Here is a 26,466-nt window from a genome sequence, read left to right as displayed (position 1 = left end):
GTTATTCCCTCCCGTTCTCTACCAGATGATCTACGGCTGATTGCTCAATCGCAAGTCCACTCCGGTAGCGTTCGATAAATGCTTCAAACCCTTTCACATCGGATGCATCCGGCGCCACTTCGACACCCTCCACATCGTTAAAGACTTTCTGCTCTAGGAACACATCCAGACTCTCCTCTTGATCCTTGTTGATCATGTAGGAAGCCAGAAGCGCCATGCCCCATGCGCCACCTTCACCAGCGGTAGACATTACCGACACCGGCACGTTCATCGCAGCGGCTACAATCCGTTGCCCGACGACAGGCGTTTTGAACAGGCCACCGTGAGCCAAAATGCTGTCAATCGCCACATTCTCTTCCTCCGTCAAAATGTCCATACCCAGCTTGAGTGCACCGAAGGCACTGAACAGATGGGTCCGCATGAAGTTTGCCAGATTGAAGTTGCTTTCCGGGGAGCGGACGAACAATGGACGGCCTTTCTCAAGTCCCGTAATGTTCTCACCTGAGTAGTAACCGTAGCTGAGCAAGCCGCCACCATCAGGGTCTGCCTCCAAAGCCTTGTTAAACAACACACTAAACAACTTGCCGTTATCCACTTCATATCCCATCGCTTGAGAGAATTCACGGAACAGTCCTACCCATGCATTGATATCACTGGAACAGTTGTTGGCATGAACCATCCCTACTGGGCTACCATCCGGCGTGGTGACCATATCAATCTCGGGATACACTTTGGATAATTCCTTCTCCAGTACGATCATCGCAAATACGGATGTGCCGACGGAGATGTTTCCCGTACGTTTTCTCACGCTATTTGTTGCCACCATACCCGTTCCTGCATCGCCTTCTGGCGGGCAGAGCGGAATGCCTGCTTGCAGATCTTGTGAAGGGTCGAGCAACTTGGCTCCCGCTTCCGTCAACTCACCTGCATTCTCACCAGCGAGATACACTTTGGGAAGAAGATCTTCAACCTTCCACGAATAGCCTTTGCCTGCGATCTGTTCATCGAACTGTTGGATCATGGATGGATGATAGTTATGTGTAGCCTCGTCAATTGGGAAAATGCCTGAAGCATCGCCGATCCCAATCGCCTTATTGCCCGTCAGCAACCAATGGATGTATCCAGCCAAAGTTGTCAGGTGATCGATCCGTGGCACATGTGCCTCTTCATTTAAGATCGCTTGGTACAAGTGGGCGATACTCCAGCGTTCAGGAATATTGAACTGCAGAAGATCCGTTAGCTCTCTTGCAGCTACCCCCGTCGTAGCGTTACGCCAGGTGCGGAAAGGTACCAACAGTTCACCCGCGTTATCCAATGCGATATATCCGTGCATCATGGCCGAGAATCCGATAGAACCGACCGTTCGCAGCGTGATTCCGTATTTCTGTTCCACATCTTGCTTCATCTCACGATAAGCCGTTTGCAGACCTGTGATGATATCCTCCTGATTGTACGTCCAATATCCATCCTTCAGGAGGTTCTCCCATTCATAACTGCCTGATGCGATGGTCTCAAAACGCTCGTCAATCAACACCGCTTTAATCCGCGTTGATCCAAATTCAATACCGAGCGAAGTAGCGCCCTTGGTAATGGCTTCTTTCAAGTCCATTTGACTCATAATCACGTGTATCCCCTCTCCGGTCACGATTTCACATCCCAAAGGATGCATATATAAGGTGAAGCTTCTACTCATGGCAGTAACTGATCACGAATTTTGTATAAATGCTTCCTGTTGTGTTTTCAAAGAATGCGCTTTCCTTTTCTGACAGCCTTAGTATATTTTTTGTACGTACATTTGTCAATAATATATAATAGTTATACTTACAAAGGACATATATTGTAGTCTATTCAACCATTCAAAGGTCTTATATGGCTATAAAATGACTATGCTGTAAGGTACACCTCCATCCAAAAAGGCTGGATATGTACGGTTTATTTTGAAAAATGTTCGGTTTTATTTTCATTCTATCTGAATCATGCTAAAATATGTACGTACAACTATTTGAACAACAACGTTGATATAGATGAGTAACGATGAAAGAAGTGGACTACGTGAAGCCAAAATATCAGTTCATCATTGATGATATAAAGAGTCATATCCTTTCGGGGACATATAGCATAGGCGAACAGATCCCAACCGAGTTGGCATTACAGGAAAGCTACACCGTAAGTCGCCAGACCGTGCGGAAGGCTATTTTGGAGTTATCGAACGAAGGATTTTTACGAAGCGAAAAAGGGTCAGGAACCTACGTTAGTAATCAGTATCGATCACGATCAGGTGGCAATACGTCTAAGAAAACGATTGGTGTGATCACGACATACATCTCGGATTATATCTTTCCGTCCATCATTCGCGGTATTGAGAGTCGTCTGAATGAGGACAACTACTCGTTACTGCTGGCCAGTACTAATAATGATGTAGCGCAGGAGAAAAAAGCCCTCGAAATGATGCTCTCCTATGGTGTGGATGGCCTGATTGTCGAGCCGACCAAAAGTAATCTGTACAACCCAAACATTGCATACTACCTGTCCTTCAAAGAGCAGGATGTGCCGTTTACGATGATTAATGCGTTCTATGAAGAGCTGGAGGTTCCGTTCTTCTGCCTGGATGACGTGCAATCCAGCTATCTTGCCACACGAGAATTGATCGCCAAAGGCCATACCCAGATCGGCATTATTGCCAAAATGGATGATCTACAAGGCAAGTACCGGATGAAGGGGTACATCAAGGCGCTGGGTGAAGCGAAGTTAAGGTTCCATCCTGAGCAAGTGCTTTCCTTTGATACCGCATCGAAACCGGGTTTATCCTCTAATGTAGCAACGTATCTGGACGAAAACAGGGATTCGCTCACCGCAATCGTCTGTTACAACGATGAGGTGGGACTGGAGGTCGTGAACGCCTGCAGGCAACTGGGCATCTCGATCCCCGATGAGTTATCCATCATTGGACAGGACAATTCGTACATCGCCAAGAACGCCAACATCAGGCTGACAACGCTAACCCATCCCCAAGAACAAATGGGCCGCGATGCTGCCGACTGGGTGATCAAGAATCTGCAAGGCAAAAAAGATCTGCCAACGAACACCTACTATCAGCCAGTGCTGGTTGAGGGGGAGACGGTGAAGGAGATCGTAGTGGAATAATATTGTTGTGGGACGGGCGTTAAGTTGTTACCGAGCGTTTCTGTCCAACATAATTAAAGAAGGCCGTCAGAATATCTGCGGCCTTCTTTGTTTTTGTTCAATATAATGAGGGATTAACTTCTTCTTACATATACATATACATTTTCTCTAATCGAAACTACTTCGCCTGATCCGCTTCTTCGCTTACCAGACTTACAACGACGCCTTTCTTCTCCAACTTTTTCACAACCTGTTCTGCTCGCTCATTCAACGGATTGTTAGCCAAATATACCTCTGTTAGATGTGGGATGGTATCGAGCACTGCAATATCCTCAATGAGGTTATCTTCTACATATAGATACTCCAAGGTCGGATGATTTTTTAAAGGAGTCAGATCCTGAATTTTATTATCATTCATAATAACCCATTCCAACTTTAATTTCTGAAGGGGACTTAGATCGGTCACCTGATTCCCACTGGCGAGTAAACTGGTCAGCTTATGCATATTTTTTAATGGAGCCAGGCTTTTGATTTTGTTATTGTCCATAACCAGATTTTGCAGATTAGTCAGACCTAAAAGTGGTGAGATATCTGCAATCTGATTGCCTTCAACAGCTAAGAACGTCAATTTCTTCAACTTGTTGAGTGGCTTAATATTTTTTATATTTTGACCAGGCAAGAATAAATCCGTCATATTAACGGCATGTTCAAGACCTTGCAGGTTAGAAATCTTACTTTTTGTTTCCATAGCATATATGGATTTTAATTTTTTCAAATCGGCAACCTTTATTTCCTTCTTAGCCGACATCTTCAAATCTGCTCGAATAACTTTGGCCAGGACCGGGTCTTTGATAAGTGACGACGCAGCCAAAACGCTCGTTGCTGGTAATAATACAAAAACCAAACAAAGAACGATCAACTTTTTGATGAATTGATTATGCATGTAGAATCTCCTTACATTATTTTAATAATACAAATATACCATGATCTGGAATGTAATACATGGATATTATTTTCATCCTAATTTAATAGAACCCCTCCTGCTCTCATCCTATAACTGTTCCGTTAAGAACGGATAATGGACTACTTCATCAAGGAATGTAACCCTCTGCGCTTCATACCGGGAAACTTGTGGCTGAGGGTAAGCCCGCAGAGGTGATAACCGCCCCACAGGTCAAAGACATTTTCGGATTGGAATGTACGGTCATAGAAGACCCCGTTTCGGGATCACCGATGGTGGTGCCTAAAGGGCGATTTCATGCGAGATAGACAAATAGCGGCAGTCGCGACAAAGATCCCTTTGTCCTAACTGTCGCTATTTTATTTCGTCCACCACACCTCTTCCTCAGTCATGCCGCTTCCCTGATCCGTTATTCTCATCTCTACCCATGGCTTCACTCTCTTGGCTGATATGGGTTCTGATCAAACATCCACTCAAAAGTGAGGATACACCAAAAAGCCATACGGAAGATGGTCCGTACGGCTTTTTAGCGATTTTTTCTTATACATAACACATGCGTGAATGATGAATGACGTTGAAAAAGTTACTTCCAGAGCTCTTCAGCAATTTCCTTAATGAAGGCAAGCTTGCGCCATTGCTGTTCCTCGGTCAGATGGTTGCCTTCTTCCGTGGAAGCGAAGCCGCATTGCGGGCTCAGGCAGATTCGATCCAGATCAACATATTGTGTAGCTTCCTCAATCCGTTTCAGGATATCTTCCTTGTTCTCCAACTCTCCGAATTTGGAAGAGAAGAGGCCAAGTACAACCTGCTGATTGTCCTTCAGGAAACGAAGCGGCTTGAAGTCACCAGCTCGTTCCGTATCAAACTCCAGATAGAAACCAGAGTAGTTATCGATGCTCAGAAGTGTCTGCGCAATCGGCTCATAACCGCCACCGACTCCTGCAAATGTCGAAACATAATTACCGCGGCAGACATGAGTGGTTACCACGAGGTCTTCCGGCAGGCCAGATACCACATCTTCGTTCAGTTTTGCGAGTTCGTTTGCGTACTCTTCCACATTAACGCCAATCTGCTCCATCACTGTGATGAACTGTTGGTCACACAGTGCACCCCACGTGCAATCATCAATCTGGATGCTACGGCAGCCGGCTTCATAAAAGGCCAAGATGGATGCTTTGTACGCCACGGCAATGTCCGAGAGAAGCTCTTGGCGGTTCGGATAGATGGCCTGTGTGCTTTCCTTATTATCTGCCCGGTCCAATTCGAATAGGAACTGTGCAGCTGCTGGGATGGACTGACGGGCAACAACGTCTTCCCCAGCCGCTTCTTTCAAGAAGGCATAATGCGCTACAAATGGATGACTGCTATAGCTGATTTTGCCGCTCAGACGAGCTGTTTCCGGTCTGGATGTCGCACCGTTGAATCGGTAACCTTCCTCAATGATTGTCCGCTCTACACCATCCAGTCCCCAGAAGAAGTCCAGATGCCACCAAGAGCGGCGGAATTCGCCGTCCGTTACAGCCTGAAGTCCAACCTCTTTTTGCTTCTGTACAAGTTTCACAATCTCGGCATTCTCCACTTCATTCAACTGTTCCGTGGTAATTTCGCCGTTCTGGTATTTTAATCGGGCATCCTTCAACGCACTCGGGCGCAGGAAACTGCCAACAATATCATATCGAAATGGAGTGACTGTTCGTTGTTTAGGTTCTGTTTGTATGCTCATAGTTTAATCTCCCCGTTTATCATTATAGAATTAAATATAACATATCCGATCGGAATAGCTGTTCTACGAAAGAGTTATAGCCCGCTATAGGTATTAGCTATAGCGGGCTATATTTAAGGAGACTCTATATACAATCATGTATTCCATCTATCCTGACCTGATGCTCAGAACAGGATCTCAACAATTGTGATCTCACGTCAAAGTAAGAACGATCTGATCCCCGGCACGGGTGATTTTGTAGATCCCCTCTTGCATGTCGATGCCATAATGCTTTTTCAGCAACCACTTGGCGTTGAGATCGGTCTCGACGACCACTAGATAATCATAGCCGCTTAGAAGGTTATCCATATTATCCTCATAGAACAATACAATCCCGTCCACATGAGGAGCATACAAGAAATACTTCCCTACATATTGCATGTAATAGTTCGTGACTTGTTGGTCCCTGTCTGAGGCGTAGAAGAGATATCTGTTATTATCCTCTTGCCCACCTGGGTACCACCGATCACCAGTAACCGCATGAATCTTGTAAGGGAGCGTTGTATCATAACTTTGGGCGATAGACACGATACCATTATATTCGGACAAAAGGATGGTGGCCGCAACCGCCATACAGCCGATAATGCCTTTTTGATAATGACCTTTTGTCTCAACCGTCTTAAAGGATTGATAATCAGGCACTTCACCAATCCGATAGTGAAATGATCGCTCCAGGTCGATCGCAGCACACAACACTAGCCCACCGGCGAACAGCACCACGATACTGGACGCATAACGCTCAAATCCAGCCAGGACAATTGCTTCATCCAATGGCATGGAGAAGAGATACAGGGCCAGGATCCCTGCGTAATACAGTAACAGAACAACGTCCAGTGCAATTAGTGCTTTCCACAAGTTCCACTTCTTCTTGAGCACGACAATGGCAAATACAGAAGCTGCGATTGCGATAAGCTGGAAAATAACAATGCCGATCACTGGCCGTGTTGTCAGATCCGTACTGGCCTTGAGGAAAGTCCACAGAATCTCACGCATCTGCTCTGGCGTTTTGCCCGCCTGTATCCCCGACGTTGCCACATCGAACTTGTTATCAATCCCTTGGAACACCGTTGCCATTCGCCAGCTCCAGCTGAAGTAGGGAATCAGCGCACCGCAGATCGTACCCACTACAGCGAGCGCTGTTTTCCAACTGAACTTTTGTTTATGTTTTAGCCATGTATACACTAGGAATATCAGACCGATCGCGGCGAAAATAATACCCGTGCTTTTGATAATGGTCAGTAATCCCGCAAGCGGAAGAACAACAATACATGCCTTTTTGATCTCATTACGATATTGGTAGATCACTGCCAAGATCGCGAGCGCGTAGATCGGAAGCAAGAAATCCACGAGCAGGTTGGTGATCCGAATCGTAAGATTGAAAAACGAAAGTGTAGATAACCCGAGTCCAAGAAAAGCGTACAGAAGAAAGCGTTTCTTCTCCGAAACAATGCCAAACATGGCATAAAAACAGGAAAAGATAAGCAATCCCTGTGCCAAGAGCATTACGGACTGGGAGTGCCCCATGAAGCGACAGACATAATAAATAAACGACGAAGTCCCCAGCGGATAGTTTTTAAAATCAATCAGGTTGGAGTCTGGCGTCGGAAAGGCATCTGTACTCAACATCTGCTTCAATACGATAGCCCAGTGGGAGAAATTATCGTAATGTGTTAATTGGTTCTGAAAGAGCACCAGCAAGAAAACAAAAGTCCCTGCCAGGAATGAAAATTGGAATATGGAAAAGGACAACCGTAATGATGCCCCTCGGCGCAGCCTGAGAAACAACATTCCCCCATATAAAAGCAAACCTGCAATCAGGATGACAAGGCTGCCCGTAAAGAGCTGCCCTGCCAAACCACTTATGAAAACAAGGCAGGCAATCGAGGAAAACACAAATACAGGGATGAACTCCCAACGTAGTGAAAGTCCCTTCCGTACAAACTGCATATAACCAAGAAAGGAGAATATCAATAAAACTCCCATCACAAAATGAAGCACAATGAGCATCTTTATCTCTCCTAACCCTCTCTGGTGGAACGATCGGAATGTGGCTCAATCAAATCAGTCAACAATTGGTCGATCAGGCCCTTCTCCACAATATCATCGATATTCTCCACCGAGAGAAGCACTTCGCGCTCACGAGCTGTCGTTTTTCCCGTATGTTGCAAAATGACTTCAATATTACTCTTCGTATAAAAAGTAACGACCGCTCCTGCCGCAATATCACCATGGAAACCCGTCGCGGAGAAGAAACGATAATTGAAGCTGCGCAGCGTACAGCTAGCATCATTGGTGAAATGAACTGGAAGCTGAAGGGAAAGCCGCGGCATTTTTCGCTGATCCGATCTGGGTTGAACAATCCGTTTTTTCACATTACGTAACATATCGTCATAAGCCGTATCCCACAGATTCATCTGCTCTGGCAACGAGTGTTTACGGTCGTAGATGATTTGCATGTATTGGCGGTTATCATTCTCATCAATCGGCTGAACCGTTGCGGAGTAACGCCAGCCCTCTCCATCCTGTTTCACATAAACGATGACTGCATCGAGATTGGCCTCATACCGGTCGGTTTTGACAACCAAAGAGATGATCTTCTGCTCAGCCAAATAAATGGGATATGGGACATAGAAGGCAATACCTTGCTCAGATACATCCACCGTCTTGGCCTGATAACGCAGATTGTTGGCTTGGTCGTGAATCGTGACATCTTCCTGCGCCCGAATCCGTTCTGTCTCCCGATACGCACGGCGGCCGATCATGAAGAACAGGGCATAACACAGCGCAATCATGTTATGAATCAGCCAGAAAATAATGATACTGCTGAAGAACAGCGCAATGCCGTACTTGCCATTCACATACCGAATCACGGCTGCAATGGAAAGCAACAGCAAGAAGATATGCGGAAGTGCATATAACAGAGCAGACATCCATTGTCGACCGCTTGCTCTGCTTTTGTTGGTAACCTTGAATTTTTTCTCACGAATACCCAGCGTCTCCAGGAGAACCGGCCAGATCAGATAAGGCATAAATATGGTATCGATAACCTGACTCCATCGCTGATTCCGAATATTACTGGACAGATATCGCATGGATACACTATAGAAGAAATAAGATGGAAGCCAGAATATTAAGATTTGCCAGAAGGTTGTGTTCACAATCTGGAAGTCAAATAACGCAAACAAAATAGGTGCCAAAATGAAAATCAACCGATTAAAGAAGGACCACCAGTATAAGAAACTGCTTAAGTAGGTCACTCTCGTCCAGAAAGGAAGCTTGCCAGATAAGGGTGCACGCGTATTCTGCAGGCTCTGAATGATACCCCGTGCCCAACGAATCCGTTGTTTAATCATGCTCTTCACTGTTGTTGTTGTCTGCCCGGCAGCTTGAACCTCTTGAGTCGCATAGGTAATATAACCTTCCTGCTGCAAGCGGATGCTTGTCTCAAAGTCCTCGGTGATTGTATTGAGTGGAAAACCTCCGATGTCTTCCATGCCCTGCCGCGAAATGATCGTATTACTTCCTGTATAGGCTACCGCATTGGAGGCATTACGCAGGATGTTCACTTCTCTGGAGAAGAAATCCTGTTCATTCGGAATACCTTGCTCTGCATACAGGTTAAACTGGAATAGATCCGGATTGTAGAAGCTTTGCGGGGTCTGTACCAGACCAAGCTTGAACTTAGGGTCCATCTCGTCCTCTCGGCGAGGACGCCATACCTCATTCTCCTTAATAAACGTGGAGAGCATGAAATAGGGTACCGTTTTCATCAAAAAGGTGTGTTGTGGAATCATATCGGCATCAAACGTTGCAATGAGCGGCGAAGAGCTTTTGCTCAATGCATTGTTCAGATTACCAGACTTGGCATCCTTGTTTCCGGGGAACCCCAGATACCCCACGCCAAACTGTCTGGCAAGCTCCTCCACCTCAGGTCTTGCTCCATCGTCACAGAGATAGATATGAACCTTCTGCTTGTCTGGGTAATCCATGAACGTACAGGCATTAACGGTTTTATATAACAGATCAACAGGCTCATTATGCGTAGCAATAAATACATCCACATCCGGATAATACTCCGGCGGAACGATGGGAAAGTCGAGCTGTGTACGTTCTTTTTGCATTTTTTGAAAGAATAATTCAAAGGTTGTCAGTACGGTGACCGTTTCAGCAACAATCAACAGCATACCAAAAATGACGTTCAGAACGCCCTCACCCCATGGCAACGTAAAGAACGTACGCCATACCAAATAAATCGACATCAGGATCATCGTGATGACAAAAAAGATATTCTGCCTTTTTTCGTTTTGCACTACAACTGCTTCCTCCTTGCTGCAAATACCCATCTTCGCTGCAATTGGAAACTGAGCAGGAACAGCAAGGCATCACAGACGAATTTCGCCAATTTCTCATCTACGAAGAGAACGGTATGGAATATATATACACCGGTACTGGACAGCAAGATCACTACTCCGCATAACGTTAGATAGCGCCATAGACTGCCCTGGCTATCCTCCTTGCGGAATACAAAGTGTCTGTTCAGTACATAGTTGACCACAATGGAAATAACTCTCGCAATCACGGTTGCAAGCAGAATTCTTAAATAGTGCTGCTCACCCAACACGGGCCGCAACGCGTCGATCAAAAACCAGGCGATGCCTAAATCCACAACAGAACTGGCCACCGATGATGAAATGAACCGCAGGAAATTGGAGAACAACACCCCCATGACCCGAGCACTATCCTGGATCGCTTTAAAATGAGTGCCTGCATTGCCATTCTCATAAATGACTTGGATTGGCATCGTATGAATCGGTATGCCAGACTGAATGCACGAGATTAGCATTTGTAGCTCATATTCAAATCGAGTGCCGCGAACATCCTGCATAAACGCAAGTAACCCTGGACCGAAGGCACGAAGCCCAGTCTGGGTATCTGACAGTTTTTTACCATACAGCATGGCAAAAATAAAGGAGGTCATTCGATTGCCTAACAGGGACTTTGGGGGTATATTCCCCTCGCTGAAGTTCCTTACCCCGAGCACCAATGAGTCCGGATAAATCCTTGCTTCCTGGGCTATGCGGTATACATCCTCAGCTGCGTGTTGTCCGTCTGAATCAGCGGTTACGACGAAGGAAGATACGTCGAATTGCTTCCCAATATACTCAAATCCGGTCTTGAGTGCCGCACCCTTCCCCTGATTTTCCGCATGTGTCAGCAGAGCACAACCGTTCTCGCGAAGCTCCTCGAAAATCGACTGGTAAGCCTCACCAGATCCGTCGTCTACAATAACAATATTAGTAAATCCATACTCTCGCAATTGCCGTACATAGGCTGGAAGTCTCTCATCCGGTTCAAGCGATGGAATGAGGATGATCGTTTCGCCGTTTTGTCTACCTATAATCATCCTGATAAGCCTCAATTCGACATATTTTCACAAATTCTTTTTTGAATATTGTGAGTATAACATCGAAAAGGCATACAGTAAACGAATAACTTGTATATATATTGGTAAAAAAGTTGCACTCTTTTATAAGCTAGTTTATAGGCGAAAAATACTAGTATAGGGTTAGTCTAACACTGCTCAATCCATTACACATTTGGCTCTCGTTTCAGTACGTGCATCAGCATGGCATGCCGTTATCCACGGTGGTGATAGAAGTGAACCTTCGTATCCAGAAGCCACTCGAAGCGTGAATGAACACCTCCCCAGAATGCAGTCATTTCTCGCAAAAGTTCATCTTCTGTCTCCATCGACCAATTGGACATGCATCAACTTACAAATCTGGACGAATGGCCACTTATGCGGATCACGAATTTGAATTAGAATTACCGTAGACGATTGAAAAAAAGGCTGTGATTCCAATGTTATTCGAAAGAGACAAATGGTTGCAGTATGGCATTCTGCGCGATGAGCCCTCTCTCGCTGAACGGTTGCCAGAAACACAGTTGCTTGAGAAGGATACGCTAACAAAGATGCTTCTTCAGTATCCCAGCGTTGTACTGAAACCTCGTAATGGCAGTTACGGAAGGGGTATCCTGTTCATTAAACGAAGCGGTGCAAATGCTTATCGTATTCAAAATGAAAATAACACAGTCACCATGAGAGACAACGAGCAGTTACTCGAATGGTTCGAACAAACAATCAAAAGTGATGAATATATTGTCCAAAAGCGTCTGCAGCTTGCTCAAATTAAATACAGGCCGTTCGACATTCGGATCATGGTTCAGCGCAAAAAGGATTCCTCGTCCACTTGGAACGTGACCGGTTCCTATGCTAAAGTCGCTGCACAAGGATACCAAGTCACCAATGTGAATAACCGCCCCATTCCAGTTCTTAAAGCACTGAGACTAGCTCGAATTGGAGATCGGCGCTTACTTGTCAGAGCGGAACAAGTTGCACGATTAGCTGCCAAACGATTGGGAGAGCATTACCCTATGCTTAGACAAGTTGGATTCGATATAGCCATCGACAAGAAACGGCGAATTTGGATTATCGAAGGCAATTATCAACCAGCCTTACGGCCTTTCCGACTTTTGAAAGATTCCTCGATGCACCGCAGAATATTATGGTACAAAGAACATTAAAGCAAAAGAAGACGACCAGCCTTTTACTCATGGCCAGTCGTCTCTTCCTGTTTAGTACCTGTTCTTGATATTAACCCTCTTCGGTTATTTCCGGCATTTTCTAATCGCACTTGTAACACGTGTCACTCGGAACTGATTTACTCCTACCTGTATAATGGCGAACTGGCTGTACGAAGTACCAGAAGAGGTATACGGTTCAGCCTCAATATTTCCACTCGGTGTTCTAACCGTCGCGGTGATTCTAGTTACCAGGCACACACCACGGTCGGATGATCTCCAAGTCTCGTCACGCTGAACACTATATCTATCGTTGCTACAAAAAATCGATGCATACTCCACTACTCCACTCGCATTAAACGAAGTCGAGTTATAGATCTGAACAGGGTCATAACCACTAGGTGCTCCAGGTCTTCTATTTCCCATTCTCAAAACCTCCTTTTTATTGATAATCTATTAGATGCAATTAAATAGTTTTGGTGAGGTATAAATGTGGACAAGGCAGAAAAAGTGTGTTTGTCCGAGGGTCGCAGACACAAAAAAGAACCACCCTTTACTGTACAAAGGTGGTTCGAGAATTATAGTCCTACTGTCACTATCATCTTATTGAGCCAATTGAGTCGAAACGGTACATCATAGACGATCAAAACTCCCCATTGCAGATGCTTCTATTCTGCCGCCTCCGCCAACCATGCTTGCATAGCCGGAGATTCTGCCCGATTCAAACGTAAGGCGATTTCAGTATTGATCTCATCTGGTGGCATGACTTCAACAAGGACACATACGGACTCTCGCGGTTGATTTAAGGCAAATACGCCTTCATCATCGAGCATTTTCATCGCCAGCTCCATGGCGTTCAACCTCACATCCAACTCGCGATTCCAATCATCATTCTCCAGTTCCACAATGAAAGGACGCTCGTTATATCGTTGTTTGACACCGTCAAAGTGATCATCCCCAAAACAACAATAGGGGGAATCCGCATACGACCATTTGATGAGATCCGCAATCGTGGATACAGGTGTATCACTTTCCTCTGCTTGCCTAGCCGATTCCAACGCCAAAGCTTCCCACGACCATGCAGAGATGCTTGGCGCATGTCCTTCGCCAGTCGTGTATAACGTACAATAATAGTAACGTTCACCATTTTCAAAAAGAGTACAAAAAGACGTTCTGGCGGCAGCAGCGATCTCTATGGCCAGTGTCTCTATTTCTTGCATTGGCTTCATGAATAGAGTTCCCCTTTCCATTCGTTGATCATTTGCCCCTTCGATATGAATTGGCTATTTGGACTAGATACCAGACACCTGCACCCACAAGGGCAGCAAACACTAGATTGATGCAGCCAAACACGATGAGTGACTTTGCTTGGCCTGGACCAATCCGGAAAGCCGTAACAAGCTGGAAGACAGCCGGTAGCAAAAATGCCAGCCATGAGATGGTTATAAGCTTTTCTGTTCTGAAACTCCACCATACTGCGGAACATGAGGCGACTAGCAGTACCCAGGTACAGATAAGCTTTAGGGCGAACATCATTTCGTCCCCCTCCTATTTGCCGTGAATCACAAGTCCATATTTACTGAATATCCACGATTGGCTCAAGTCGTGCATTGCATCATGGCTTATACGCACAGAGGGCTTTTGCTCCTTCATCGCATCTGCATCAAGGGCTGAGAAGCGAAGGGGTTTGGTCATTTTTTTGATAGAGTCTCTTATTTCATCGAAAAACGCATAGGTCAGCGGCTTATGGTCCCGGATATCCTCATATATATAGTACTTTCCTTTTTCATCTTCCAAATTAACTTGGAAACCTTTCGGAAATGAAATCAAGATACACGGCAGTTCATCCTCTGCCCATTGTCCGTGATATGGAAAAGAAACCTCTTCATTTCTCACAAAAAATCCTGAACTTTCTTGATCTGATGCAATAGAAATAGAGTAAACAAAGAAGGGATGGATGTCATCTCTCTTTTCTCCTGCCACAAAATACTGATAGAACGTCTGATACTCCTCGTACACCTGATTATAATCATGCTCTGTTCGGGCAAAATTGGTACGATAGAATTGCGCTTGCCGATGCTCCAAAAGCTGCAAAAGGCTTTTAAACTCTTTAGGAGTGATGAAGAATCTCAGTTTATAGAATCCGCTATTCTTTAATTTGTCCATTTCTTTTCGCTCACCGCCCTGTTTAGAAATGTTATGCCATTGACCTTAGCAGTTCGGATTCAACTATATATGTATCTTATTTCCATTATAGTGATTACCTTTCCTGAGTCTACCTACTTTACACCTGAATTTTGCGTATGAACTTTGAAAAGGTAGCGAAATATCAGGATCATTGCGCCTGTATGCGAGCAAAAGACATACGTGAGGTGAATTCCAGACTACCCGCCTTGTAAGGATGGGAGCACGCCAACATCTCGTAATCAGCACAAATTAGCCGTACGGATTATCACCCGTACGGCTAATTTTGACTTATTCAGCTTTAAAAAATTTGGAATTGTTAAGGTTTAACTACAGAGAGTAGAGACTCATTCCCCTCAGAGATCACCGTCACATCTGGAGCAAACGTTGCATCACTTACATGTAGCGTTTCTCCAAGTTCCATAGCACTAATGTCAAATTCAATCGACGTTGGCAAGTGTCTCGGCAATGCCTCCACTTCAATAGAAGATAATTGAACTTGCACGACTCCACCCTGTTTTGTACCGATCGGTGTGCCGTTGAACTTCACAGGAATTTTAGTACGCAGGATCTCATTGGTCTGCACCTGCTGAAAATCCACATGAAGTAAATCCCGTGTAACTGGATCACGCTGGAGATCTTCCAACAATACAGTCAATGAGCCTTTCTCTTCAAACTGCAGTTCGATAAAACCAGACGTACCCTGCTTCAACCATTTTTGAAATTGTATTGTTGGAATATGAATCATTTCATTCTCCGTATTTTTGCCAAAAACAATACCTGGCAAACGCCCGGATTTACGTAAATCCCTAAGTCGGGATGTATTTAATGGAATGCGGTTCTCCGCTTGAAAACTAGTAGTCATGCTATGTTCGCTCCTCTTTATTAAATGATATTTTCACATTTTTCATACTCATCCAACCATCCCCTGTTGGGGCTAAAGAGAGAAACATAGCATCACCACCTCCATATACGATCCAATTGATTTTAAAATACATTTAATGTAAGCACCCATAATATACATGAAGGCACTCTACTCCGAAGAGTAGAATGCCTATGGGATGATTCAACCCTATCATAGAAACATAGATTTGTCGATTTAACCCCATAATATGATCAAAAGCGTCTCCTTCCAGTCTGCGTCGTTGATCAGCATAGAGACCACCCCAACGATGGAGTGGCCTTCATGTCCTCATCTCAAATGTATACATCCTCGATACTCGTTGGATTCGTCAGAATTTATCATTCTGCGTAATTCCTCAATCCACATGTCCATGAGCACCTTATTTCGGGGACAAGAAAAATCGCGTCCTCTAAGGAGAGAACGCGAAATAAAGCAGATTGATTTGTGTTTCAGAATCGTCAATTAAAGCTTTCGGGCCACCACCGCTAACCTACCGTTTTCGGTCGAATACTCGCATGTGGACAGCACAATAAGCTTGTCACCATACTGTGCTGTTACACCTGTGTCATAAAGAGAGAGTTTTTTGATATTCTGAACATATGAATCGAACTCGGCGGGCGTATTTACATTCTCAATCTGGTAGTATTTAAACACGTCGTCCGATTTGCGATAAACTTTTGACAGAATAACGGCAACAATCTCATACTCTTCCTTTTCGTAAAGCGTGCTGAACTGGAACGTCTCATGCTCTTTATAAAAGCTCTCACCCTTGTACTTCATTAAATCTTTAAACATCCAACCACTTTTCATGTGATGTCCATGAATCAGCAAAATGTCCGAATGGTTGGTCGTAATAGACTCGTCCAAAAAAGGAAGACCGCCTTGGTTTTCTTTTTTATCAAAATCATGATTGAGATAGTACTCCGAATCCTGTGGGCTCTGCATGACCGGGTACTCAATTCGGGTACCGTCAATCTTCAGCCAGCCGACGATGTCTGAGTTCCTCTCGTAAAGATCTCGAAATTCGGGAAGCATAACCGGCTCATTGCCTTTATTGAACAAAAGGGAGGGGATTGCATCCCCTCCACCTTGTTCTGATCCTTCTTTCCAAACCTTTGTTAACTCTTCGATTTTCTGCTTCTCGGCATAGTCTCGCAAGAAAGTCCTCGCAAGACTGACAAGTGAAAATACCAACACAAGCAAGGAAACAGCGATAAGAATTTTTTTAGTTTTGCTCATTTTTCTTACCGCCTTCCCTTCCATTACTGGATGTGCTTTTTCTTCTTGTACCCGAGCAGACAGAAACCGATCGTCATTAAGGACATCAGCGCCAAAATCATATACAAGAATGGCGATACGCTGTTATCTCCAGTTTTCGGAGCATCGTCCAACTCGTTGCTATCGTTCTTAAGCTGATCGTTACCATTGCCTGGTTCAGGCGTTACAGTGCCCGGATCTGGCGTTACCGTGCCTGGTTCAGGCGTTACGGTGCCTGGATCTGGCGTTACTGTGCCTGGATCTGGCGTTACCGTGCCTGGGTCAGGCGTTACGGTGCCTGGATCTGGCGTTACGGTACCTGGATCTGGCGTTACCGTGCCTGGGTCAGGCGTTACGGTGCCTGGATCTGGCGTTACCGTGCCCGGATCTGGCGTTACGGTGCCTGGACCAGGCGTTACGGTGCCGCCTCCGTTGTTACCATTGCCGCCATTGCCGCCACCAGAACTAATTGGCTTCATTGGCACATCGTACCTGACAATGTCAAAATCGACTGAAATGGTACTACTTGTGTGCGTTTCGTATCCGTCTTTCGTTACGATCAGATAGTAATCCGCTTCAGGAAACACCATGTACGCATAGAAGCCATCTGCATCACTACTCTGCTCCGGGCTCTCGTTGTCGTACGGCGGGAAATTTGGAACCTTTGGAAGCGTTACTTTCGTACCCGGAATGCGGCCGTTATCTCTATTCCGCTGCGTATCCGCATAATACAGTGTAACTTTGGCTCCATCAATTTTCTTGCCAGTGACGGCATCTCCTGTCGTTTCATCATAGACCGTACCGTAAGGGTCGACTAACTCCTCTGAAATATTCAGCTCTCCGTTAGCTTTAACGTCAAGTTGCGCCACTTTGAGGAGCAATTCCTCGCCGGTCTCAGCTTGATAGCGAACTTCCATTGTGTACTTCTGCTCGCTTAGCCCTTCCACAGAGAACGTTCCATTCGAAGCCATAGGAAATGCTTTAGGTTGGCCGTTTTCCTTAACATAAATGCCATCCTTGTCTTTCAAATAGATATGCATCTGGCTAGTCAACAAATCATTGAATAGCACTGTTGTTCCATCCAGTTGTTTGAACAGAATGATCCCCACGGCCGTAATGTCCGCTGGAACAGTCTCGTCCGTTACACTGCTGTTCACTTTTGCTTTCTGCGTAAATTCAACAGGTACATCCTTACCGCCTACCCGATACAATTTCGTATATCTGATCGTATAATCGGTATCCGCTACGGCTGGAATTGAATATTCACCCTTCTCGTTCGTCTGCATCTGAATCTCTTCGCCTGTCTTCAGATCAGTTACCGTAATCGGTGCATTCGGAATGACTTCTCCTGTGTTATTGTTACGCAACACGCCTTCCAGATACGGTTGGGTATTGGCAAAATGTGCTTCAGATAATTTTTTCTCTGGAATAGTGCCCATGTGAATGAGACTCTCTGGATCAGTCACATAGCCATCTTCCGTATAATCATCTTGGGTCACTTTGTACTGAAGATTGGTTGGAAGCCCTTGGACAATGAGCGTCTGGCCATCTGTAAGCTCAAAGCTCTCACCGCTCTTGATCATACCCTTGCTGCCGTCTGATTTCTCATAGACGTAGGATTCGTCCGATCCCTCGCCGGTGAAGGCAACCGTGTACTTAAACAGCTTCTTCTTGTCTTCATCTTTGCCTTTAACTGTGTTGCTGATTAATAGGCCGCCCTTCAAGACTCGCACGTTCGTGAATGGGGCATCTTCATCAATGCCTTTCATGACCCCGGTATAGTACCGTTCTTCAGGAGTAGTCATGTATTCATCGGTTGTGTAATCTTGTTGGGTAACTGTGTATTTCAGATTCTTAGGCAGACCCAAAATATCCAGTGCCTCTCCATCCTTAAGGCGGAATTTACCGCCGGACTTGATCGAACCTGTGCTGCCGTCCGTCTTCAAGTAAGAGTAACTTTCCTCTTTGCCTGTATCCTCAAAGTTGACGGTGTACTCGAACTCCTTCGTTTTATCGCCCCCGTTGCCCATGACCGTATTGCTGATGGTCAGCTTGTTAACGGTCCGTTCATTGATGAAGTCCGCCTTGTGATCACCTTTATTCACGATTGAGCCAGACAGCTCCCTCGTACCCGGTGTCGTCGTATAACCATCAACGGATGTATAATCAGCCTCGGTTACGGTATAGACCAGATCCGCAGGCAAGGCTGGGAACGTCACAGATTCCCCGTGCTTAAGGGTAATCTTGCCTCCGCTCTTGATCGTGCCAAACGTATCATCCGACTTCTTATAGGTATACTCTCTGTCCTTACCTTCGCCGGTGATGGTCACGGTGTACTCGAACTCTTTGTCCGGATCACTGCCGTTGCCTTCCACCTTATTGGTAATGGTCAGCTTGCCTTGGGCCGGTGTAGGCACGATCAGTGGATTATCAGAGGTTAATTTCACCCCGTCAACCCAAATGGGCTTCCCTGGCGTATTCCCTACATATACTTGGTATACTCTTGTAGTTGGTAGCCAAGTATTGGTGTCAATATAAGTTTCTTTCAGCTCATAATACCCTGGATCAGGGAATAGCAGATTAAGTTTCCCTCCGCTATCGGTTTTTCCTTTGGTGATTATAGTTCCGCCGTCTTTCTTATAGAGTGTAAACTCTACGTCTTTTAGCGGATTGCCATTGGGATCTACCTTTTTCAGAGGCAACAGAGCATTGGAACTTGAACTGCCAGCCACGTCCGAACTGTCCAGCGTACTTTCGCTTCTGGCACTGACAGATTTCAGATTGTCATCGCCCTCCAGTTTTACCTCGTTGCCCATTGTGTCTCCAGCTTTCGCTTTAGATGGATCAACTTCTGTTTGGTACACAAACTGGTAAAACTGATTAGGGTCGTCCATTTTAAATGTTAGAACCGTAGTACCTTCTACGCCCGGTGCAACTTCTACTTGAACTTCAGCATTCGGGTCGCTTAGGTCCAGTGCTACGCCATCTCGTTCCAGAGTGCCGCTTGCAGTCAATTTAGCAGGATAGACTGCCATACTAGGTGATGTCAGCACAAGCTTTCCGTTTTCTTCATAACGCAAATTCATGCCTGCACCCAAGGTATCCTGCAAATAAACACCCTGCTTCATGTTAAATGGCGGGGTATAGTTCACCGTCCATTCCAGCACTCCTGGAACTGGCTTAGTTACCGACTTTCCAAGGGTCTGAATAGGTACAATAACTTTGCGCTGTTCGGTGACAACCTTCTCCACTCCACCCCATGTCATATGGAGGTCGGCTTTGTTATACAGCACCTGCTTGTCTGTGCCGTTGATAGTGTATTCCTCTAAATACTTCTGCAGAGCATCATTGGAAGGTCTTGCCTTCACCAGAATGATATAAGGACTTTCCAACTTAGAGAAGGTGAAGGTACCCTCGTTTCCAATGTGTGAAAAATGGACTACATGAGAACTAGTACCTGGTTCAATTAGAGTTCTAGCATCGTTTCTAACACCATATTCATTGCCTGAACCATTGTTCGAAATTCCTTTCCAAAGCTCAAAATCCTTAGTTTCAGAGAAAGGAACAAATTCCCACCCTTCGGGAAGTGTATCCACTAGCTTAATATTACTAATGACTCGATTACCGCCATCCTTAGCCATTTCTTCTGTGTTATATCCAGGCATATTAACCCCTAAACGGAATGTGACCGTCTTGGTTGTCCTGTCATAGCCAGAAATCGTCCATGCTTCATTGTTATCATCTCTAATGTAACTGCTAACATTATTCGGCGTCACATTTTCAAAATTACCATCTACTTTTAATGGCCTCGAAGCAAAGAGCATATCCTTGTTCAACATACGCAGGTGTAGGTTGGCACTACTATTTGCTTCTTTTACGGTTTCGCCATCAATGAGCAAAGCCCGATTCGAGCTTATTTTCCCTGCGTTAATTTCCTGTCTGAAGAGAATGTTCGGGTTGGTCTCAAGTGCACGGAAGCTGAAGGATGCCGCTTCTTCGGTGTATCCGGTCACCTTGATCAAATCCGCCACCACTTTACCGTCCACGGTTAATGGAATAGCTTTCATCGTCAATCCGGTTGCATTCGACTTCATAGTTCCCGCTTTGTACTGCTTCCAAAGCTGCGCAGAAGTGATATTTGCTTTAATTTTCGCAATTGTATCCGCACTCACCTCGCTGGTTTCATCTACAGCGTTGTCCAAGACGTTCAAGTCACCGCCATGCACAAGGACATCGTATATTGCCGCGTTAGGTAAGGCATACTGTGGTGCTAGATTAACGGTCCACGTGATACTGCCCAGGTTATAATCCTCGGTTGATACTGCGCCTGTTTTTGTAAACGTGTGTGCGCCAATGCTGACGACTGCCTCATCTGTCACCGCAATAGGTCTTTTACCCGTCATTACATCGTTGTTCTGTATAACACCTGGTGTATCCAAATTCCAGTTGGCACGAGGGTCAATTTGGAAGCTGGAACCACTTATTGCCTTGCTTTTAATCAACAATTCGACTTTTCCGTTAATATCCCCGAAGGAATAAACGCCGTTCGAATCTGGTGTAATTGGCGTTTCTTCAGATACAGCGCCATCTACCCATGTCTGCCATGCAGCCGATTCAAATTCCAGCCCAGCCGGTAATACATTTGTGATGGTAAAGTCCTTTAACCCTTTTTTATTATATTGGTTAACCGCGATCTTCCATGTAATGGTTTCATTCGCATGGTCATACGAAGCGCTGGCTTGAATCCAGTCGGGAGCAAAGGAAATCTCCAAACCTGAATGGACCAATAGATCATTGTCTTTTCTCAGTTCCACTCTGCCATTCATAACCCGGTGGCTGCGACCGAGATTAGCTGGCGGATTCCGATACTCGTAATAATAAGCTTCCTTTGAAATCCATGTTTTATATTCAACCTTTGGATCTAGACCTGTTCCCTGTGGAAAAATGTAAGTCAGCGATCCGTCTGGACCAACGACTGGAGTTACATTTTGGTCATTTACTTTAAATGATTCCTCCATATAGGTGCCGCGGGCATTTCCAGAGCTGGTATTATACCAAAATGTCTTTCCGTCTAGTGGCAATTTGATTGTTTTATCAAACTGATCAAACGCAGATACGGTTGACTGCCAGGTAACAGCTCCCTCAACAAATTGTGCTGGTTGAATTCCGCGATAGCTATACTGATCCCATTTGATCATTCCAGGCGAGCTTAAAGTAATATTATACTCTGCTGTAACATCTGGGTTCTCAAGCTGATATGCACCACCAAAGATGTTGATCGGCTTTTTATCGCCATACGCTAGTCCCGTTATATCTGCATTGGCAGTAGATTCAAAGCTGAAGACGATACCTCGTCCGACACCATTGAAAAAATTATCTTCACCGTTAAATACAATCTTGATGCTATTTGGAGTGAAATAGGCGGTGCCCAGCTGTTTTGTACCTGATTCCGTCTGTGCATTCAAGGTTTTAGTAGCTGTTGGCAGCACCACTTCCTTGAAGTAATCTTCTCTTTTCAGCTCGATCCAGTCACCCTTTTGGATGTATTTCTCAGGATCTGCATTAGTTGGATTTGGGTCATCACCATTCACTGGTACCTTGAGACCTTCCGATTTGAGCGTAAAGGGCTGTCTACCCTGAATAATACCGTTTGGATTAATAACAGCATTCCCCTGTGTCACTTCCAGCGGAAAGGTTGAATTAGATTCCATAAATACCGCTGTTTTGTCCATTGGGACTGCCGCCATCGCTACGAAACTATTCGGTGCATCGTACACTGCCTCAGGTACCGAAAGTGGTTCGTCGGCACTCGGTGAGTCAGATTCAATGACCGCTTCCATTCCGGAATCGGTTGGCACACTCTCCGCATATGCGGCGGTGGAGTATATCACTGTCTGCAAGACGAGCAACATTGCCAGAAATAAAGACAATAACGGTTTACCTATATTGCGTTTTTGTTTCAAACGAAAATCTCCTCCACTTCTAAAATTTTTGCAGCAACCAGAAACTTTTTCCCTTTCCTTTGGCCATTCCATCCTTACAACAGAAACTGATAAAATTCATCAAGTTCATATGGCTTGCCTTACCATTTTACTTTAGAGCCCTTACCAAATTCTGAACACTACGCGGTAACCAGAGCATAGAGCTAATTCAGACATGGATTTCTCCATAGAATCGTGGATTTTAAGCATAAAAAAAACATCCTAAATTGGGATATGGCATTCTCCTGGATAAACCCTTTCCACCAATTAAAGAACTACTTGATGAGAGGGTTTATCCGTAGAGGAATGCTCATTCGCCCGATAGGATGTGTTTCTCTGTTTTAATATAAAGTTTGAATAAGTTCTACATTATGAAGCTTTTGCTGCAACAGCTTTTTCAATTAATGCTTTTGCATCGTTAGTTGTAAGACCTTGTTTAGGTTGAAGTGATTTTTTATCTGTTCCAGCAAAAATACCTTTGTCAATCAGTTTCGCCATAGGTTTAATTGCATAAGCAGACACGGATTTACCATCTTCGAAACTAGCAATAATCGTAGCAGCGTCTTTATCAGTCGCTTGATCTTTTACCAATTTAGCAAGAATGGTAGCAGCTTCTTCACGCGTGATATCCCGATCAGGATAGAAGTTTCCACCATAACCTTGAATGAATCCAGCATGCGTAGCTTCAGCAATCGCATCTGCATATGCAGCATTAGCCGCAACATCTTTGAATGCAGGTGCTGTAGCTACTTCGTTAAGTTTCAACATGTCGACCAGAGCACTTACAAATTCAGCACGAGAAATGACTTCTGTTGTTACAGGTGTTTCTGTTGGCTCGGTAGATGCAGCCAGGTTTGTGATACGTCCTTCATTTTTAGCTTCGATGCTACCGCCTTTATACGTGTCTACGATGTATTGGTAGAATACATCCAGATCGATAGGACCTGCCAGGGATGATTTAGCATCCAGCAGCACTTTATAGTTATCTCCACCTGCAGCCATAAAGTTGTTAACTACAGCCGTATATGTTTTTGCAGGATCAATCGTTGTTCCATCTTCAAGACTGAGACCTGTAACGCGTTCTGCGACCGGCTTATTGAAATCTGCAGTGTATTTCAAACCAGAGATTTGGAGTGTTTTGGTATTAGGTGTACCGTCAGCATTGATACCCCATTGCTGCTGCAACAAGGTTTTAACCTGTTCGCCAGTCAGCTCAAGTTTTACTAGAGTATTACCAAACGGTTGGATTTTGGCAAGATCAGCAAAGGTCACATCGCCTTGTGGCAGATCCGCACGAATACCGCCTGGATTCATAAATGCAAAGTCAGCTGCACTTGCCTCATCCCCAAAGTCTGCTTCACGCATTGAATCTGCAATGAGGTTGCCTAGAGGGGCTTCGTTATTATAAGCATCTGTACGGGTAACAGAACCATCCGTTGTACCTACTGGCTTCGTCAGCTCAGGATGCTTGTCTAATGATTTTTTAATAATAGCTAAAGATTCAGGGTCTTCTTTTACACCCTCTTGGAAAGTCGTTGTAACAGTCGCTGATTTTTCAGTTACATCCCCGGTGGCAGGGTCAATCATCAGTTTGATATCTTCAAACGCCGTACCATAGGAATAAGCTTGAACGATCAACTTTCCATTCACTTCACCGTTAGCCAAAGCATGATTGTCACCTGCAACGATAACGTCAACAGGGGAGTCCGCTGGTAAAGCTTTTGCCAGATCAGCTGCTTCTCCAGTGGTTACGCCTTCTTTGGTTGTTGCTGGATCATGTGCCAAAACAATGATCGTTTCTACACCTTGGTCTTGCAATTCTTTAGCATATTTATTAACGGCTTCCACTTCTTCTTCTGCGCTTAAGAAACGTACGCCAGCTGTCCCAGATGGAGATACTTTGGCAGGTGTTGATTTCGTCACTAGTCCGATAAATCCAATTTTGACTCCGCCCACTTCTTTAATCACATACGGCTTAATCAATGTTTTTCCTGTGGCAGTTTCAATCACGTTTGCATTGACGTAATCAAATTTTGCACCGGCATGTGTTACCTTACCTTCTTTTGGATCAAGGCCACCAAAGATCTGTGCCTTTAGAGCAGCGACACCTTGGTCGAATTCATGATTCCCTAAGGAACCTACATCAAAGCCCATCATATTCATCCATTCCATGGTAGGCTCGTCACGATCCAAAGATGAGGCTGGAGCAGATGCACCAACAGAGTCCCCATTATGGAAGAGTAGGGAGTGTTCATATTTGGCTTGAGCTTCTTTGAGATAGGTTGCTAGAATTGGAGCCGTTCCTGCCTTCTTATCACCCACGATTGATGTCGTATCTAATTGACCGTGGAAATCATTGATTCCAATCAAGTGTACTTCGACATCGTTACCTGCGGCAGAGACAGAACCTGCTGCGCCCAATAGTTGCGTGAGTAATAGTGCAGCGGTAGCTACACGCAGTGTACTTTTACCCAAAACTTTTTTCCAAAACATGAATGAAAAAACCCCTCTCCAATTTTAGATCCTGAGATATTTTACCATAGTTCAATTCATAAAAATCATTAAATATATAAAATGGGTGTAAAAAGTTGAGAGATTGATAGAGGAGATGAATACCTATATCTCGATCTGCACCAAAATTAGTGTTTAGCTTCAATTTATTCAATCGAATAATAGGTTTTTTTCTAGCCCAGGAGACGAGAATTTATAACGCATTGGTTGTAAGTAATAGATTCAAAATTTCATATAGAAAAATATGGCTTTTATATTTTTTGTTGCTATAATGGAAAATAAAGTATGCATTTTCACTTGATGATATAACTCCTCTACTAAAAAACACTTAGCTTCCATCTCCTAAAACACACACATCCCATTACATAATATGTATCCAAGATTTTCACACTTTCTATTAAAGGAGGTGACCGTTGGGAGCATTTTAGATCTTAGTTCTCGTTTTACACCAGATGGGGACGTGTTACCTCACCGCTCCTGACTGAATACAACGCAGAAACAGGCAATAGCTGTAAGGATTTGTTGTTCTATGCATTTAACTTTAACCATTATAAGAAAAATAGGAGCGTGTCCAATGAACAAACGACTTTTTCCCAGATCTTTTCGCATTCTTATGGCTTGCTTGTTAATTCTTGCATTTGCCGTACCAGCAACGGCTTCTGCTGGCTATCTTGGAGATAAGCTCACGATCGGCCAAAGCATGGCAAAGGGTGACTATCTCACCTCCCAAGATGGCAGGTTCTCAGCCATCTGGCAAAATGACGGGAATTTTGTTATCTATCAAAATGGTTCTTCTCTCTGGAGTAGCGGAACTAGTAATAGTGGGGCTCTTTCATTCAATTTTGAATCACAGTACGGGAAACCTGTCATGTATAAATATGGCATGAAATATCAAGACGTTTACCAATATGGTTATCGTTATGGTTTCAACCCGGCTACAGGTAAATTCGAATATTACACCGGTTGGGGATGGGATAAAGTTTTGATGATCGATACTTCTGTACAGGTAGCTGCTTGGTCACCCAATACCACCTCATGGATTCCAGGTCATCACGGGAGCAGCTTACCGGCTAACACAACAGGTGATACACTGGTCATGCAAAGTGATGGGAATTTAGTTCTTTATAACACAACCCTGACCAATAGCAATTATCCGAACAGTTGGATTCCTGTCTGGGCTTCCAATACGGGCGGGCGTTAA

General features: G+C 44.7%; 16 protein-coding genes. 3 read left to right on the top strand and 13 right to left on the bottom strand.

The genetic code is table 11. The features are described 5' to 3' along the window. Nucleotide 1: 1 nt before the first annotated feature. Complete coding sequence (locus tag MKY28_RS26585; RefSeq protein WP_036671833.1) at nt 2-1,618, bottom strand: xylulokinase; 1,617 nt, start codon at nt 1,616-1,618, stop codon at nt 2-4. 434 nt (nt 1,619-2,052) lie between these two features. On the opposite strand from MKY28_RS26585, the gene MKY28_RS26580 reads away from it, so the two are divergent. Next, a complete protein-coding gene (locus MKY28_RS26580; protein ID WP_340938054.1) occupies nt 2,053-3,144 on the top strand; it encodes a GntR family transcriptional regulator in 1,092 nt (363 codons plus the stop codon). A gap of 157 nt (nt 3,145-3,301) precedes the next feature. On the opposite strand, the gene MKY28_RS26575 is transcribed toward MKY28_RS26580, so the two are convergent. The 5 genes from MKY28_RS26575 to MKY28_RS26550 form a co-directional block, all read right to left on the bottom strand. Next, nucleotides 3,302-4,066: a leucine-rich repeat domain-containing protein gene (locus MKY28_RS26575; protein ID WP_340937422.1), complete on the bottom strand. Its 765-nt coding sequence runs from the start codon at nt 4,064-4,066 to the stop codon at nt 3,302-3,304. 601 nt (nt 4,067-4,667) lie between these two features. Continuing rightward, the gene (locus MKY28_RS26565) at nt 4,668-5,807 is read right to left on the bottom strand and encodes a 5-methyltetrahydropteroyltriglutamate--homocysteine S-methyltransferase (protein WP_340937421.1); all 1,140 of its coding nucleotides are present in this window, start codon (nt 5,805-5,807) and stop codon (nt 4,668-4,670) included. Between the two features lie 192 nt (nt 5,808-5,999). Next, complete coding sequence (locus tag MKY28_RS26560; protein ID WP_340937420.1) at nt 6,000-7,853, bottom strand: hypothetical protein; 1,854 nt, start codon at nt 7,851-7,853, stop codon at nt 6,000-6,002. 11 nt (nt 7,854-7,864) lie between these two features. Next, nucleotides 7,865-10,156, bottom strand: a complete 2,292-nt coding sequence (locus MKY28_RS26555) for a glycosyltransferase family 2 protein (RefSeq protein WP_340937419.1) — start codon at nt 10,154-10,156, stop codon at nt 7,865-7,867. Further along, nucleotides 10,156-11,250: a bifunctional glycosyltransferase family 2/GtrA family protein gene (locus MKY28_RS26550; RefSeq protein WP_340937418.1), complete on the bottom strand. Its 1,095-nt coding sequence runs from the start codon at nt 11,248-11,250 to the stop codon at nt 10,156-10,158. Before MKY28_RS26550 ends, MKY28_RS26555 begins: the two co-directional genes overlap by 1 nt. A 458-nt stretch (nt 11,251-11,708) precedes the next feature. Between MKY28_RS26550 and MKY28_RS26545 the strand changes: the two genes are divergently transcribed. Beyond that, nucleotides 11,709-12,431: a YheC/YheD family protein gene (locus MKY28_RS26545; protein ID WP_340937416.1), complete on the top strand. Its 723-nt coding sequence runs from the start codon at nt 11,709-11,711 to the stop codon at nt 12,429-12,431. Nucleotides 12,432-12,515: 84 nt separating this feature from the next. On the opposite strand, the gene MKY28_RS26540 is transcribed toward MKY28_RS26545, so the two are convergent. From MKY28_RS26540 to MKY28_RS26510, 7 genes are all read right to left on the bottom strand, one after another. Continuing rightward, nucleotides 12,516-12,854, bottom strand: coding sequence for a hypothetical protein (locus MKY28_RS26540; protein WP_051449797.1), 339 nt, complete (start codon nt 12,852-12,854; stop codon nt 12,516-12,518). Nucleotides 12,855-13,096: 242 nt separating this feature from the next. Continuing rightward, nucleotides 13,097-13,657: a DUF4303 domain-containing protein gene (locus MKY28_RS26535; RefSeq protein ID WP_340937415.1), complete on the bottom strand. Its 561-nt coding sequence runs from the start codon at nt 13,655-13,657 to the stop codon at nt 13,097-13,099. 319 nt (nt 13,658-13,976) lie between these two features. Beyond that, the gene (locus tag MKY28_RS26530; protein WP_340937414.1) at nt 13,977-14,594 is read right to left on the bottom strand and encodes a hypothetical protein; all 618 of its coding nucleotides are present in this window, start codon (nt 14,592-14,594) and stop codon (nt 13,977-13,979) included. A gap of 337 nt (nt 14,595-14,931) precedes the next feature. Next, nucleotides 14,932-15,477 (bottom strand): 50S ribosomal protein L25, encoded by a 546-nt coding sequence (locus MKY28_RS26525; protein WP_076217089.1) that lies wholly within the window; start codon nt 15,475-15,477, stop codon nt 14,932-14,934. A 501-nt stretch (nt 15,478-15,978) separates the two neighbouring features. Then, nucleotides 15,979-16,755, bottom strand: a complete 777-nt coding sequence (srtB, locus tag MKY28_RS26520; RefSeq protein ID WP_340937413.1) for a class B sortase — start codon at nt 16,753-16,755, stop codon at nt 15,979-15,981. 23 nt (nt 16,756-16,778) lie between these two features. Next, nucleotides 16,779-22,736, bottom strand: coding sequence for a DUF7601 domain-containing protein (locus MKY28_RS26515; protein ID WP_340937412.1), 5,958 nt, complete (start codon nt 22,734-22,736; stop codon nt 16,779-16,781). A 387-nt stretch (nt 22,737-23,123) separates the two neighbouring features. After that, complete coding sequence (locus tag MKY28_RS26510) at nt 23,124-25,247, bottom strand: 5'-nucleotidase C-terminal domain-containing protein (RefSeq protein ID WP_340937410.1); 2,124 nt, start codon at nt 25,245-25,247, stop codon at nt 23,124-23,126. 592 nt (nt 25,248-25,839) lie between these two features. Here MKY28_RS26510 and MKY28_RS26505 point away from each other — a divergent pair. Beyond that, on the top strand, nt 25,840-26,466 hold the full coding sequence (locus tag MKY28_RS26505) for a hypothetical protein (RefSeq protein WP_340937409.1): 627 nt from the start codon (nt 25,840-25,842) through the stop codon (nt 26,464-26,466).

Origin of the sequence: Paenibacillus sp. FSL R5-0473 (assembly GCF_038004565.1) — a bacterium.
Classification (GTDB): domain Bacteria; phylum Bacillota; class Bacilli; order Paenibacillales; family Paenibacillaceae; genus Paenibacillus; species Paenibacillus amylolyticus.
Note: the sequence above shows the minus strand (reverse complement) of the source record. Positions and strands in the feature narration are given on the sequence as shown.

Excerpts from the sequence above, each read along its gene's own strand:
- MKY28_RS26530 (WP_340937414.1), bottom strand. The coding sequence starts at position 14,594 with ATGGACAAATTAAAGAATAGCGGATTCTATAAACTGAGATTCTTCATC.
- MKY28_RS26505 (WP_340937409.1), top strand. The coding sequence starts at position 25,840 with ATGAACAAACGACTTTTTCCCAGATCTTTTCGCATTCTTATGGCTTGC.
- MKY28_RS26525 (WP_076217089.1), bottom strand. The coding sequence starts at position 15,477 with ATGACTACTAGTTTTCAAGCGGAGAACCGCATTCCATTAAATACATCC.
- MKY28_RS26565 (WP_340937421.1), bottom strand. The coding sequence starts at position 5,807 with ATGAGCATACAAACAGAACCTAAACAACGAACAGTCACTCCATTTCGA.
- MKY28_RS26545 (WP_340937416.1), top strand. The coding sequence starts at position 11,709 with ATGTTATTCGAAAGAGACAAATGGTTGCAGTATGGCATTCTGCGCGAT.
- srtB (WP_340937413.1), bottom strand. The coding sequence starts at position 16,755 with ATGAGCAAAACTAAAAAAATTCTTATCGCTGTTTCCTTGCTTGTGTTG.
- MKY28_RS26510 (WP_340937410.1), bottom strand. The coding sequence starts at position 25,247 with ATGTTTTGGAAAAAAGTTTTGGGTAAAAGTACACTGCGTGTAGCTACC.
- MKY28_RS26540 (WP_051449797.1), bottom strand. The coding sequence starts at position 12,854 with ATGGGAAATAGAAGACCTGGAGCACCTAGTGGTTATGACCCTGTTCAG.
- MKY28_RS26585 (WP_036671833.1), bottom strand. The coding sequence starts at position 1,618 with ATGAGTCAAATGGACTTGAAAGAAGCCATTACCAAGGGCGCTACTTCG.
- MKY28_RS26560 (WP_340937420.1), bottom strand. The coding sequence starts at position 7,853 with ATGCTCATTGTGCTTCATTTTGTGATGGGAGTTTTATTGATATTCTCC.
- MKY28_RS26535 (WP_340937415.1), bottom strand. The coding sequence starts at position 13,657 with ATGAAGCCAATGCAAGAAATAGAGACACTGGCCATAGAGATCGCTGCT.
- MKY28_RS26550 (WP_340937418.1), bottom strand. The coding sequence starts at position 11,250 with ATGATTATAGGTAGACAAAACGGCGAAACGATCATCCTCATTCCATCG.
- MKY28_RS26575 (WP_340937422.1), bottom strand. The coding sequence starts at position 4,066 with ATGCATAATCAATTCATCAAAAAGTTGATCGTTCTTTGTTTGGTTTTT.